The sequence below is a fragment of the Bacillus sp. V2I10 genome (genome assembly GCF_030817055.1).
Lineage (GTDB): Bacteria > Bacillota > Bacilli > Bacillales > Bacillaceae > Bacillus_P.
This window is the reverse complement of sequence record NZ_JAUSYV010000001.1, coordinates 4,735,716-4,748,991: the sequence shown is the minus strand read 5'-3', so window position 1 is coordinate 4,748,991 and position 13,276 is coordinate 4,735,716. Positions and strand designations below refer to the sequence as shown.

Annotated in this window: 12 protein-coding genes; 9 read left to right on the top strand and 3 right to left on the bottom strand. The window is 40.3% G+C overall.

Going from position 1 to position 13,276, the window contains the following annotated elements; genetic code table 11:
* Positions 1–99 precede the first annotated feature (99 nt).
* Entirely contained in the window at positions 100–1,656 is a 1,557-nt protein-coding gene (locus QFZ72_RS24025; RefSeq protein WP_307438480.1) for a fatty acid--CoA ligase family protein, read from the top strand.
* Positions 1,657–1,673: 17 nt separating this feature from the next.
* On the top strand, positions 1,674–2,444 hold the full coding sequence (locus QFZ72_RS24020) for an enoyl-CoA hydratase-related protein (protein WP_307438478.1): 771 nt from the start codon (positions 1,674–1,676) through the stop codon (positions 2,442–2,444).
* Positions 2,445–2,476: 32 nt separating this feature from the next.
* Here the strand turns inward: QFZ72_RS24020 and QFZ72_RS24015 are convergent, their stop codons facing one another.
* Together QFZ72_RS24015 and QFZ72_RS24010 are read right to left on the bottom strand one after the other, a co-directional pair.
* The gene (locus tag QFZ72_RS24015; RefSeq protein WP_307438476.1) at positions 2,477–2,800 is read right to left on the bottom strand and encodes a Rossmann-fold NAD(P)-binding domain-containing protein; all 324 of its coding nucleotides are present in this window, start codon (positions 2,798–2,800) and stop codon (positions 2,477–2,479) included.
* Positions 2,801–2,812: 12 nt separating this feature from the next.
* On the bottom strand, positions 2,813–2,995 hold the full coding sequence (locus tag QFZ72_RS24010) for a Rossmann-fold NAD(P)-binding domain-containing protein (RefSeq protein ID WP_307438474.1): 183 nt from the start codon (positions 2,993–2,995) through the stop codon (positions 2,813–2,815).
* Between the two features lie 173 nt (positions 2,996–3,168).
* Between QFZ72_RS24010 and QFZ72_RS24005 the strand changes: the two genes are divergently transcribed.
* From QFZ72_RS24005 to aceA, 5 genes are all read left to right on the top strand, one after another.
* On the top strand, positions 3,169–3,720 hold the full coding sequence (locus QFZ72_RS24005; RefSeq protein WP_307438472.1) for a helix-turn-helix domain-containing protein: 552 nt from the start codon (positions 3,169–3,171) through the stop codon (positions 3,718–3,720).
* Positions 3,721–3,737: 17 nt separating this feature from the next.
* Positions 3,738–4,457, top strand: coding sequence for an AzlC family ABC transporter permease (locus QFZ72_RS24000; RefSeq protein ID WP_307438470.1), 720 nt, complete (start codon positions 3,738–3,740; stop codon positions 4,455–4,457).
* Entirely contained in the window at positions 4,447–4,752 is a 306-nt protein-coding gene (locus QFZ72_RS23995; RefSeq protein WP_307438468.1) for an AzlD domain-containing protein, read from the top strand. Before QFZ72_RS24000 ends, QFZ72_RS23995 begins: the two co-directional genes overlap by 11 nt.
* A 73-nt stretch (positions 4,753–4,825) precedes the next feature.
* Positions 4,826–6,094 carry a M48 family metallopeptidase gene (locus QFZ72_RS23990; RefSeq protein ID WP_307438465.1) on the top strand — a complete coding sequence of 423 codons (1,269 nt, stop codon included), beginning with the start codon at positions 4,826–4,828 and terminating at the stop codon, positions 6,092–6,094.
* 269 nt (positions 6,095–6,363) lie between these two features.
* Entirely contained in the window at positions 6,364–7,650 is a 1,287-nt protein-coding gene (gene aceA, locus QFZ72_RS23985) for an isocitrate lyase (protein WP_307438463.1), read from the top strand.
* Between the two features lie 904 nt (positions 7,651–8,554).
* Here aceA and QFZ72_RS23980 read toward each other — a convergent pair.
* Positions 8,555–8,788, bottom strand: a complete 234-nt coding sequence (locus tag QFZ72_RS23980) for an IDEAL domain-containing protein (protein WP_101567527.1) — start codon at positions 8,786–8,788, stop codon at positions 8,555–8,557.
* A 441-nt stretch (positions 8,789–9,229) separates the two neighbouring features.
* Between QFZ72_RS23980 and QFZ72_RS23975 the strand changes: the two genes are divergently transcribed.
* Positions 9,230–11,941: an alpha-mannosidase gene (locus QFZ72_RS23975; protein ID WP_307438461.1), complete on the top strand. Its 2,712-nt coding sequence runs from the start codon at positions 9,230–9,232 to the stop codon at positions 11,939–11,941.
* A gap of 14 nt (positions 11,942–11,955) precedes the next feature.
* On the top strand, positions 11,956–13,272 hold the full coding sequence (locus tag QFZ72_RS23970; RefSeq protein WP_373464627.1) for a glycoside hydrolase family 125 protein: 1,317 nt from the start codon (positions 11,956–11,958) through the stop codon (positions 13,270–13,272).
* Positions 13,273–13,276 lie beyond the last annotated feature (4 nt).

Genomic DNA, 13,276 nt, shown 5'->3' with positions numbered 1-13,276 from the left:
GTTTCTTGAGAATTTCTGTTCCATAAAATATAATAGACTTATAGTTTTAAATTTTTAGAAAATGAATGGTTATTCATTCATTTTTAAAGGGGTGGGAGAATGAATTTATTATCACAGTTGTCTTTATCCGCAAAAACGCATAGAGACAAGCCTGCGTTTATCTTTGAGGGGAAGGAAACATCCTATGGGGAACTGGATGTTTTAATCAGCAAATTTGCAGGTGGTCTGCAGAAGCTCGGAGTGAAAAAAGGGGATCACCTTGCTCTTGTGCTTGGAAATTCACCATATTTTGTTATATCACTATATGGAGCAATGAGGGCTGGTGCTACAGTCATTCCAATCAATCCAATCTACACACCAGATGAAATCGGGTATATTTTAAACAATGGTGATGTAAAAACAATTGTAACCCTTGATGTGCTGCTGCCTTTATTTGAAAAAATGAATGATGTTTTGCCAATGGCGGAACATATCATCTCTTGCGAAACTCCTCCATCTGATGCTAAATCAGGATTGGATGTTTCGGCTCTCTCAATCAGCACAAAATTGAAATCGTTTACAAGTTTAATTGCTTCATCTGTGTCTGAGCCGGAAGAAGTGATCCTGTCAGAAGAAGATGTTGCCGTCATCTTATATACATCAGGCACAACAGGTAAGCCTAAGGGTGCAATGCTTACACACAAGAATCTATACAGCAATGCGAAGGATGTAGGGTCTTATTTGAAAATGAATGATGGGGATAAGGTGGTAGCGACACTGCCAATGTTCCATGTTTTTTGTTTGACGGTTTCACTGAATGCGCCGCTGATCAGCGGAGCAACACTGTTAATCGTGCCGCGCTTCAGTCCTGCTGAAGTTTTTAAGCTGATTAAAACCTATGAAGCTACTGTTTTTGCGGGTGTGCCGACGATGTATAATTTCCTTTTGCAGCATGAGGCGGGAGATGCAAACGATTTACAGTCTCTTAGACTCTGCATTTCAGGGGGAGCATCCATGCCAGTTGCCCTATTAAAAGGATTTGAACAGAAGTTTAAGGTCGCGGTTTCAGAAGGCTACGGTTTATCTGAGGCTTCTCCTGTTACGTGCTTTAATCCGCTTGACCGTCCGCGCAAAGCAGGCTCAATCGGCACGAACATTCTAAATATCGAAAATAAAGTAGTAAATGAATTAGGCGAAGAAGTCCCTCCTGGACAAGTCGGCGAACTGATTGTAAAAGGGCCGAATGTCATGAAGGGGTATTATAAAATGCCTGAGGAAACAACCCATACAATCCGGGACGGCTGGCTTTATACAGGGGATCTGGCCACGATGGATGAGGAAGGCTACTTTACCATTGTTGACCGCAAAAAAGATATGGTGATTGTCGGCGGATACAATGTTTATCCGCGCGAAGTCGAGGAAGTGCTATACAATCATCCCGGAGTAGTGGAAGTGGCCGTTGTCGGCGTTCCGGATCCTAACCAGGGGGAAACTGTGAAATGCTTTGTTGTTTTAAATGATCAATCGCTGACAGAAGAAGGATTAAAAGCATATTGCCGCGAACACTTAGCTAAGTATAAAGTTCCAAGTTCCATTGAGTTTTTAGAAGAACTTCCTAAAAATACAACGGGGAAAATTTTACGCAGGGCGCTAAAAGATCAAGTCCTTCAAAAATAGTCGGGAGGAAATCTGTTTTGACCAACATTTTATACACAATAGAAAAAAACCTTGCCGTTGTGATGCTAAATCGTCCGGAGGTATTCAACTGCTTTAACTATGACACTTTGCTTGAGCTTGAGGAAGCAGTTGAAGATATTCGCACGAACTCTGATGTAAGGGCGGTCATTTTTACAGGGGCAGGGGAAAAAGCATTTTGTGCCGGCGCTGATCTGAAAGAGAGAAAGACTCTGACCGATCAGCAGGTAAAGCGGAACCTATATAAAATAGGAGAAGTATTCACTAAAATCGATGCTCTACCTCAGCCCACCATTGCAGCCATCAACGGTTATGCATTCGGCGGGGGCATGGAGCTTGCTTTGTCATGTGATTTCAGGCTGATAGCAGAAGGCACGTCTGTCGGGCTGACCGAAACAGGCCTTGGCATCATTCCTGGTGCAGGGGGAACGCAGCGTCTTCCGCGCATTATCGGTGAGGCTAAAGCGCTTGAGCTTATTTTAACTGCCCGCAAAATTACTTCCAAGCAAGCACTGGAGTATGGTCTTGTTTCAAAGACAGCTCCTGATGTCATGGCAGCTTCAGCAGAGCTTGCAGAAGAGATTCTTAGAAATGGGCCAATCGCTCTGCAGCAGGCTAAATTTGCAATCAAACAGGGGATGAATGCAGACCTTCAGACAGGCTTGCATATTGAGCGCAAGGCTTATGAAGTAACGATCCCAACCGAAGACCGTGTTGAAGCTTTAGCGGCTTTCAGCGAAAAACGAAAGCCTGTTTTTAAAGGGAAATAAAAAGGAAGCGGTCAAATGCCCGGCCGCTTTTTCTATCGTCTTTTTTCCCATGGCTCCAAGATGCCGATTACCATATCTTTAATATCCTCTTCAATACTTTTTATGACTCCTTCGCCAATTTCCTTATTTGTCAGCCATCTCGAATGATCTGCTTCTAAAACAAACCCAAGAAGGATCGAACGATATAAACAGTTTGGCATTACATCAACTGCTCTTTTCTCTAAGTGACTGCTGCTTCCTTGAATATGAAACAGCCGCCATCTAACTGCCGATTTTGAGACTTCTTCGGAAATGATGTCTAATGCTTCAGAAGCGTAAGAATGAAATTCAGCTGACAACAAGTGTGATTGGGCCATATCTTTCAATCGCTATTTAAATGTGCTGTCTTGGGTCTTCTTTGTCACCATAATCTTCATTCTTTCCTGCAGCTTTTTGTATTTATGCTGCTTTCTCCCTATAACCGATACTTTTTCTGCATACTGTTCAAGCCAGACGGATGCATCTGCAAGCATACATGTTCCGCCAACAACTAAAACATGAGAATGATTCATCTCCTTTATCCCCCCTCTTCTTAACAATAGACTGTATTCAGATTTAAAGAATCGAGAGATAGATGGAGATTTCCTTGAACTTTAGTCTTAAAAATCAGAATATTACTATTTCTATATTGTTCAAAATATAATACAAATGTATACTATATAAAACAAATTAAAAGGGAGAACTTATGAAATCACTGCAGGAACAAATTGGCATCAATTTAAAAAATGTCCGTAAAATGCGGCAGTACAGTCTTGATCAGCTTTCAGCTGTTACGGGAGTGAGCAAAGGCATGCTTGCCCAAATTGAAAAAGGCCAATCAAGTCCAACCGTTAATACGCTCTGGAAAATTGCGAACGGACTTGGCGTTTCTTTTTCGTCTCTGGTAGAAGAAAAACAGACCAGTGTTGCGGTTGTACGCAGGACAGATAAAACAGCAGTTCAGGATTTGAATGAATTATATAATGTCTTTTCCTATTTTCCTTATGATCAGCAGAAGAAATTTGAAATTTTTCTGCTTGAGCTGCTTCCGGGATGCAAGCATGTATCAGAGCAGCATCTAAGCGGAGTCGAAGAATATCTATTTGTAAGTGAAGGTAAAATGGCCGTTTCCATTGGAGAAGAGCATTATGAGCTGAAAAAAGGAGACTCCATCAAATTCACCGCTAATCGGGAGCATGTTTATGAAAACAAAGCGGATGTGGCCGCAAATTGTTTTCTGCTGATTTATTATCCGTAAAGAAGAGAGGGAGAAGGATGGCAACAACAGCATTTTTGAGAAAACAGTCACATTTTTCAGAAGGATTAACAGCCGGTCTCAGCATTGCAATTGGTTATATGCCTGTTGCTATAACATTTGGGCTTCTTGCAAGTGATACTGGACTCACTCTTTCAGAAACCGTCTTAATGAGTATTTTCGTTTTTGCAGGAGCTGCACAATACATATCGCTCAGTCTGATAGCAGCAGGAACCGGGGTCTTTGAAATTATTTTTACTACTTTTATTGTAAATATCCGGCATTTTTTGATGTCGGCCTCATTAAATGAAAAGGTCGAGGAAGACTGTTTGTGGAAAAAAGCGCTGTATTCATTTGGGATTACAGATGAAACATTTTCGGTTGCTTCTATGAAAGAGGGAAATGTATCAGCGGGTTATATGTTTGGGCTCATTTTCATTTCCTACTCGAGCTGGGCAGTGTTTTCAGGCGTTGGACATCTGATCGGCGCCAATTTGCCGGAAACACTGCAGGAAAGCATGTCTGTTGCGTTATATGCGATGTTTATCGGGCTTTTAGTTCCTTCTATGAAAAAACAGCGGAAAGTTGTATTTTTAGCATCAGCTGCTGGGGTCATTCATTCGTTTATTTACCTGACTGGCCTGCTTTCAACTGGATGGGCAATTGTTTTATCTACGCTTCTTTCAGCTATTTTAATCGAAATGATCTATCCGAAGGAGGAGAAGCGCAATGATCAGTAATGTCATGATGATGATCATCGGCATGGCAGTCGTCACTTATTTGCCAAGAATGATCCCTCTGGTGGCTCTAAGCGGTATTGAATTGCCTTCTTTTGTTCAAAATGTATTAAGAAATGTTCCGTATGCGACCCTTGGCGCATTGATTGTACCTGGTGTTTTTCTTATCCAGGAAGATATCTGGTTTGGAATCATTGGGGCCATATCGGCTTTTGCCGTTGCTTATCTGGGTGTCAATGTCATTGTCGTCGTGATGAGCTCAATCCTGACGCTGATTGTATACGGACTCTTGTTTTAACCTGAATTTTAGTTCTAACTCTCTTTGTTCTGAACTACACTTATACAAAGAGCTTGTTCGAGGGGGCATCATCATGCGCAAATGGCTGACTGTATCAGTCCTTATTTACTTCTTGTATGGCCTGTTTGTTTATTGGTATATCTATATGGGAGCAGATTCCGCCCTTCCAACTCAATTTAAGGGGGGCTCTGCTGACCCAAATACGTTTATGAACAGTCGTGAGCTGGAGCTGTCAGGCGAATATTCCAGTTTGAGGGATTTTCTCTATTTTGTCACTGCGCCATTTGAATGGTTTATCTTCTTCGTCATTCTTGTAATAGGATTTTCTAAAAAAATACAGTATTGGTCTGAAGGCATTTCACGCTTCTTTGTGATTCAGACAGCGGTATATGTGTTTTGGCTTTCTTTTATCGTGGCACTTTGTGCATTTCCAATTGAATGGCTGCGCTACAAGATCTCGCTTTCTTATCACATTACAACGCAAACCTTTACTGGGTGGATGAAAGATCAAATCATTGATTTCTGGGTCAATTATGCATTTATGATTTTAATTGTTGCTGTGCTGTATGGTCTTATCCGAAAGTTTTCCGGGAAGTGGTGGCTTTTTGCCTGGATTCTGTCGATTCCATTCAGTCTGTTCTTAATGTTTATACAGCCTGTTTTAATTGATCCGCTTTACAATGATTTTACCCCGTTAAAAAATAAAGAGCTTGAGACGAAAATCCTTGCTATAGCGGAAAAAGCGGATATCCCGGCAGAGCATGTGTTTGAAGTGAACATGTCTGAAAAAACAAATGCGCTAAACGCCTATGTGACCGGAATTGGAGACAATTCCCGAATTGTACTCTGGGATACAACGTTAAATAAGCTGAGTGAAGACGAAATCCTGTTTATCATGGCACACGAAATGGGACATTACGTCATGAAGCATATTTACGTCGGAATAGCCGGCTACCTTGTTCTAACCCTTATTGGGTTATATCTGATCAACCGGTTAATGAATTTTACGATCAGGCGGTTCGGGCATATTCTCAATATCACCGAAAAACAGCAGCTTGCTTCGTTGCCGTTATTTCTCATGCTCCTTGGGATGCTCACCTTCGCATCAGATCCATTTTCCAACATCATTTCACGCCATCAGGAAAAGGACGCGGATCTATACGCTATTGAAATGACTGAAAATCCGGAAGCAGCCGTCAATACGTTCCAGGAATTGACGAAAGCAGGCTTAAGCCAGGTGAATCCGCCTGGACTGGTGAAAATTTTCAGATACAGCCATCCAACGATTCTTGAGCGGATTACCTATCTTGAAGAGTGGGGAAGCAAAAATCCTGATAAGTAAAAATAGTAACAGCGCTGTCTCCCCGAGGAGAAGCGCTGTTTTTATTTTTCGCCGTAAAATGGGCTGTCTTTTCATCAGAAGACAACCAAAAAACTCCAAAATAGTAACCTTGGAAATCCCATTCTATTAATCATATAAACACCAAAAATAAAAAATTCAAAAAATTTAAAAGAAAATGATTCCATTTTCAATTAATCTGTTATATATTAATACTATAAAATCTTAACTGTATTATAACAAGCTAAACAAACTATTGGAGGGATCAGGAAATGACAAACGAAAGAGTGCAAAAATTAAAAGAGAATTGGGAAATGGATGCAAGATGGAACGGAGTAGAAAGACCATATACAGCGGAAGAAGTAATTCGTCTTCGCGGTTCGATTGATATTGAACATACACTTGCACGAAGAGGTGCTGAAAAGTTCTGGAACCTGCTGCAGACGGAAGATTATGTACATGCACTGGGCGCACTTACAGGAAATCAGGCAGTTCAGCAAGTAAAGGCAGGATTGAAAGCGATTTATTTAAGCGGCTGGCAGGTAGCGGCTGATGCAAACCTTTCAGGACACATGTACCCGGATCAAAGTTTATATCCGGCAAACAGTGTGCCGTCGGTTGTAAAACGAATCAATCAGGCCCTTCAGCGTGCCGATCAAATTCAGCATCTTGAGGGAAAAGGAAACATCGACTGGTTCGCTCCGATTATTGCTGATGCAGAAGCTGGTTTCGGCGGACAGCTGAATGTATTTGAATTAATGAAAGGAATGATTGAAGCTGGAGCAGCGGCGGTTCATTTCGAAGATCAACTATCATCTGAGAAAAAATGCGGTCACCTCGGCGGAAAGGTATTGCTGCCGACACAAACAGCTGTAAAGAATTTAGTTTCAGCACGTCTTGCAGCTGACGTTATGGGCGTTCCAACATTAATCATTGCAAGAACAGATGCAGATGCAGCTGACTTAATCACAAGTGATGTAGATCCTGAAGATCAGGCATTTATTACAGGTGAGCGCACACCGGAAGGCTTCTTCCGCACTGCTGCCGGCATTGATCAGGCAATTGCACGCGGACTCGCTTACGCTCCGTATGCAGACTTAGTCTGGTGCGAAACGTCAGAGCCGAACTTAGAGCAGGCGCAGAAGTTTGCTGATGCCATTCATGCGAAATTCCCAGGCAAGCTGCTTGCCTACAACTGTTCACCATCTTTCAACTGGAAGAAAAAATTAGATGAAAAGACAATTGCCCAGTACCAAAAAGAAATCGCTAAAATGGGCTACAAATTCCAGTTTGTCACTCTTGCCGGCTTCCATGCACTAAACTACGGCATGTTCGAGCTTGCCAGAAAATACCGAGATCATGGAATGGCTGCTTACTCTGAATTGCAGCAGGCAGAATTCGCAAGCGAGCAATACGGCTATACAGCAACAAGACATCAGCGTGAAGTCGGTACAGGCTACTTTGATGAAGTATCACAAACCATCACAGGCGGAACGTCTTCCACAACTGCATTAAAGGGTTCAACAGAAGAAGAGCAGTTCACGACTGCTAAATCTTAAGTAGGACAGAAAAGCTGCCGCATCATTTTGGTGCGGCAGCTTTTTTTGTCTTGATTGGGATTTTTAAGATTGAAGAACTTGTAGGATGGCTTGGAACCGAGGAAAGTAAAAATAAAGGCTCCCAAAGGAGCTGTATGATGCCCTAAAACAGAGAAAATCTGAATTAAAGGTACTCATAGGAGCTGTATGATGCCCCAAAACAGAGAAAATCTAAATTAAAGGTACTCAAAGGAGCTGTATGATGCCCCAAAACAGAGAAAATCTGAATTAAAGGTACTCATAGGAGCTGTATGATGCACCAAAACAGAGAAAATCTAAATTAAAGGTACTCATAGGAGCTGTATGATGCCCCAAAACAGAGAAAATCTAAATTAAAGGTACTCATAGGAGCTGTATGATGCCCCAAAACAGAGAAAATCTGAATTAGAGGTACTCAAAGGAGCTGTATGATGCCCCAAAACAGAGAAAATCTAAATTAGAGGCACTCATAGGAGCTGTATGCTGCCCCAAAACAGAGAAAATCTGAATTAAAGGTACTCATAGGAGCTGTATGATACCCCAAAACAGAGAAAATCTAATTTAAAGGTACTCATAGGAGCTGTATGATGCCCCAAAACCAAGAAAATTTTAAACTAAAGTACTCATAGGAGCTGTATGATGCCCCAAAACAGAGAAAATCTAAATTAAAGGTACTCAAAGGAGCTGTATGATGCCCCAAATCAGAGAAAATCTAAATTAAAGGTACTCAAAGGAGCTGTATGATGCCCCAAATCAGAGAAAATCTTAAACTAAGGTAATCAAGGAGCTTATTTAAAGGCACACCGCAAACAGCTTCTTGCAGGCCGCCTTCGCACTCTGCATGTTCTCAACAACATAAAAGCAAGCCCCGCTTCGGGGCTTGCTTTTAAATGATTAATCGCAGTTCTGCATATTCTTTGGCTAACTTTAAAAATAACGGTTTGTCATTGCGGTCCAAGGACTCATCGATCTTTTCCTGAAGGAGGGACAGCTTCCGGGTTAACACAGCTTCATCCAACACCATTTGAATGTAAATATCAAGTACGGTTTCCTGTTTCTTTTCCATCTTGAATGTGTTGCGGGACTTCATGATCTCGGTATACGTTTTCCTGTTTTTCACGAAAGATCACCCCTGATGCCTTTTTTTAATTATATGGATAAAAGGACCGGAAATCAACTAAATATTTATAATTTTTAGAAAACTTATTTTCTCCAAATTCTGCAGTCATTAAATGGAATGGAAACAGAAGCATGAATGAATATGTTTGTAATCTATAGTTGAAAAGATGATTCTCATGATGATGTTTTTGCAGAAATTTTAAGGCGAATGTATCGATTAACAATTAATTAAAAGAGTATGGACAGGTAACAGGCAGCCAAGCTTTGCTGCCTGTTTCATTTTGTTTTGATCGCTCAATAGGAGATATGGACTCTTGTGAACTTTTATTAGATATGGTGGAAAAACCTTATCATTTCTTATCGTTTCATTGACTCTACTTTTCAATCAAAATATTGTTAAGGTAATAAGTAAGAAACCGCTTACAATAATGAGGTGGAAAAAATGAAAAATAAAAGAACAGCACATATCATTTCCCACTCCCATTGGGATAGGGAATGGTATATGTCTTTTGAGAAACATCGATATTATTTAGTGAAATTAATGGACGAACTACTTGAATTGTTTCAAAAAGAACCAGATTTTAAAAGTTTCCATTTAGATGGACAAACGATTCTGTTAGAGGACTACCTTGAAATTCGCCCTGAAAAAAGGGAAGAATTAAAAAAAGCAATAAGTGAAAAAAAGCTTCACATTGGACCATGGTATGTTCTTCAAGATGCATTTTTAACAAGCTCTGAATCAAACATACGAAATCTTCTCTATGGCTTAAGGGATGCTAAAGAATTTGGATCGGTCTCAAAGCTAGGTTACTTCCCGGATACGTTCGGGATTTATGGTCAGGCTCCGCAGCTGTTAAAGCAAGCAAAAATCGAGACAGCTGCATTTGGAAGAGGTGTAAAACCTACTGGATTTAACAATACGGTGGAAGATGCAAAAAACTTCGAGTCACCTTTTTCAGAACTAAAATGGGAATCACCCGATGGTTCATCCATCCTTGGAATTCTTTTTGCGAATTGGTATTCAAATGGCAATGAAGTTCCAGAGGATGAAAAGGAGGCTCTTAGCTTTTGGAATATAAAAATTGAGCAGGCCATGAAGTATGCGGCAACTCCACACCTGCTTTTCATGAATGGGTGTGATCATCAGCCAGTTCAGCACAACCTTCCAGCAGCTATTTTAACTGCTAAAAAGCTTTTTCCTGACATCGATTTCGTTCATGCAAGCTTTGATGATTATCTAAAAAACCTTAAACCATCTTTACCTAATGAATTACAGACAATCACAGGGGAGCTGCGAAACCAGCGAACAGATGGATGGTCTACACTTGTGAATACAGCTTCCGCAAGAATCTATCTCAAGCAAATGAATCAGGAGTGTCAATCGTTACTTGAAAAAGCAGCCGAACCTCTTTCGGTAATGGCACATCTCGCTGGGTTTGAATATCCGGGTCACTTTTTAAACTATGCATGGAAAACATTAATGAAGAATCATCCGCATGATAGCATATGCGGATGCAGCGTAGATGAGGTACACCGCGAGATGGTAAGCCGGTTTGAAAAAGTTAAGCAGATAACTGAAATGATTGTACAAGAAAAAGGAAATGAAATTGCTTCACGTATTGATACAAGGATAGATAACGTTTCAAAAACATGCATACCTATTGTTGTTTTTAACGGATCTGGTTCGAAGCGTGAAGAAGTGATTACAAAAGAAGTTGAACTTGAGAAAATCTATTTTTCAGAAATGGATTTCCGGAAAATCCCAGTTTATTTTGCGGGAAAATCAATGCCAGAGCTTGAAGTGAGAGATTCAATGGGATCCGCAGTTCCAAGTGTCTATCAGAATAAAGGAATCCGTTTTGGCTATGACTTACCTTCTGACGGCTTTAGAAGACCCTATTTTGCCAGGATTGCAGAACTCACATTTTTAGCTGAGAATGTGCCCCAAATTGGTTATAAAACGTATTACGTAAACCAAAACGAAAATCCGGCTCAATTTAAAAAGAGTGACATAATGAAGCATGACCGTGAAATGGAAAATGATTTTGTTCGTATTAAAATCCATGAAGACGGCTCTTATACTCTTACAAATAAGAAAAGTGAAGAAACATATGAATGTTTAGGAGTATATGAAAATACGGGCGATATTGGCAATGAATATATGTTTAAAAATACTTTGGACTCAATCCCGCTGACTACAAAGGGCTTGAGGGCCCAAATTCAAGTGTTAGAAAACAATAGCCTAAGAGCAAGGGTTGAAATGATCCACAAATGGGTGATCCCAAAGAGCGCAGATCAAACATTTGAAAAGGAAAAAAGTATGTTAGTTTGGCACAAAAACAGAAAAGCGTTTCGTTCAACGAAGACCGCAACTATTCAGATAAGAACCATTATGACGCTAGATCAAACATCAAGAGGACCATCCTTTCAAGCTTTTATTGAAAATCAAGCAAAAGATCATCGAATAAGAGTGTTATTTCCAACAAATATTCAAACTGATTCTCACCATGCAGATAGTGTTTTTGAAATCGTTAATAGAAAAAATAGCCCTGAAATAGAATGGGAGAATCCTAGCTTTGACCATCATCAGCAAGGTTTTGTCAGTATGTCAGATGAACGGAACGGTTTGACCATTGCCAATAAAGGCTTACATGAGTATGAAATCTTAGAAGAAAACAAAACCATCGCCTTAACATTACTTCGTTCTGTCTCTGAATTAGGGGATTGGGGAGATTTCTCTACACCTGAAGCTCAATGTTTAGGGGAGAATGAAGCAGAATGGATGGTTATCCCTCATTCCGGTGATGTGATTACATCTGAATCTTATCATCTTGCCTATCAATTCCAAGCGCCGTTAACGATGATTCAAACGGATCTTCATCATGGGGACTTACCTAAGGATAACCATTTCCTCGAATGGAATGGTCCCTCGCTTGCAATGACGACTATCAAGATTGCAGAAGAGGGTGATCACGTGATCACTAGATGGTTCAATACTTCAGATGAAAAAGTTGATTTAAAAGTAAACATGCCTCTTGTTGAACAAGGATTTGCCAGCAATATCATTGAAGAGAAGCTAGAAGGTTTGCCAAGCAACAACATTGAAATAGCCTTAAAACCATTCGAGATTAAGACGGTAGCCTGGACCCGTTAAAAGGAGTAGAGAATGTGAACGCAACGATACCTGAGTCAATGAAAAAACTAATTTTAAAAGTGAACGAACATTTTCCGAATGATCAAAAACTTCAGGAGATGTTTGCACAATGTTTTATTAATACCTATACAACAACTTTAAAACCACAAAAAGATGGAACAACCTTTGTAATTACAGGTGATATACCGGCAATGTGGCTAAGAGATTCAGCAGCACAAGTGAGACCTTATCTCATCTTAGCTGAAGAAGACGCGCAAATCGCAGAAATGATTGAAGGTGTTGTTTCTAAACAATTTCAGTTCATTAACCATGATCCTTATGCAAATGCGTTTAATGAAACCCCAAGCGGTAAGGGTCACCAAGGCGATTTAACAGACATGACTCCTTATATTTGGGAAAGAAAATATGAAGTAGATTCCCTTTGCTATCCATTGCAGCTTGCCTATCTGCTTTGGAAATCAACGGGACGTACTTCTCATTTAAACGATTCTTACAAAGCGGGATTAAAAAGCATTTTGAACGTGTGGAAAGTAGAACAAAATCATGAGAATAAATCAGCATACCGTTTCGAACGTGAAAATGTTCGGCAATCAGACACACTCACGCGCAGTGGTATGGGATCAGAGGTAATAAAAACCGGCATGACTTGGAGTGCATTTCGTCCCAGTGATGATGCTTGCCACTATGGTTACCTTGTTCCAGCCAACATGTTTGCGGTTGTGGTTCTTAAATATTCTGCTGAAATTTGTCTTCAGGTCTTGCTTGATTCCGAACTTGCTAAAGAATGCATGCAATTGGCTTGTGAAATCGAGGAGGGAATAAAAAAATATAGTGTGATCAACCATCCTATCTATGAAGAAATGTACGTCTATGAGACAGATGGCAGGGGAGGTTATAACTTAATGGATGACGCGAATGTTCCTAGCCTTCTCTCGATTCCATATTTAGGTTATTGCGATTTTAACGATCAAACCTACCAAAATACGAGACATTTTTTGCTGAGCCGGGATAACCCTTATTATTATGAGGGGAAATTGGCAAGTGGAATTGGCAGTCCGCATACCCCAGATCATTATATATGGCATATCGCCTTAGCAATTCAAGGTATGACAGCACAAGAGGAATCTGAAAAACAAAGAATATTATCTGTTTTTAAAGAAACGGATGGAGATACAGGCTATATGCATGAAGGGTTTAACTCAGATGATCCAAAGGAGTACACAAGAGAGTGGTTTTCATGGGCAAACTCTATGTTCAGTGAATTTGTTTTAAGTCTTTGCGGATATACAGTCAAAGGAAGTCCGCTGAATCAATGGCTTCAAAATAAATAATGAA

Excerpts from the sequence above, each read along its gene's own strand:
- QFZ72_RS24025 (WP_307438480.1), top strand. The coding sequence starts at position 100 with ATGAATTTATTATCACAGTTGTCTTTATCCGCAAAAACGCATAGAGAC.
- QFZ72_RS24015 (WP_307438476.1), bottom strand. The coding sequence starts at position 2,800 with ATGGCCCAATCACACTTGTTGTCAGCTGAATTTCATTCTTACGCTTCT.
- QFZ72_RS24010 (WP_307438474.1), bottom strand. The coding sequence starts at position 2,995 with ATGAATCATTCTCATGTTTTAGTTGTTGGCGGAACATGTATGCTTGCA.
- QFZ72_RS24005 (WP_307438472.1), top strand. The coding sequence starts at position 3,169 with ATGAAATCACTGCAGGAACAAATTGGCATCAATTTAAAAAATGTCCGT.
- QFZ72_RS24000 (WP_307438470.1), top strand. The coding sequence starts at position 3,738 with ATGGCAACAACAGCATTTTTGAGAAAACAGTCACATTTTTCAGAAGGA.
- QFZ72_RS23995 (WP_307438468.1), top strand. The coding sequence starts at position 4,447 with ATGATCAGTAATGTCATGATGATGATCATCGGCATGGCAGTCGTCACT.
- QFZ72_RS23990 (WP_307438465.1), top strand. The coding sequence starts at position 4,826 with ATGCGCAAATGGCTGACTGTATCAGTCCTTATTTACTTCTTGTATGGC.
- aceA (WP_307438463.1), top strand. The coding sequence starts at position 6,364 with ATGACAAACGAAAGAGTGCAAAAATTAAAAGAGAATTGGGAAATGGAT.
- QFZ72_RS23975 (WP_307438461.1), top strand. The coding sequence starts at position 9,230 with ATGAAAAATAAAAGAACAGCACATATCATTTCCCACTCCCATTGGGAT.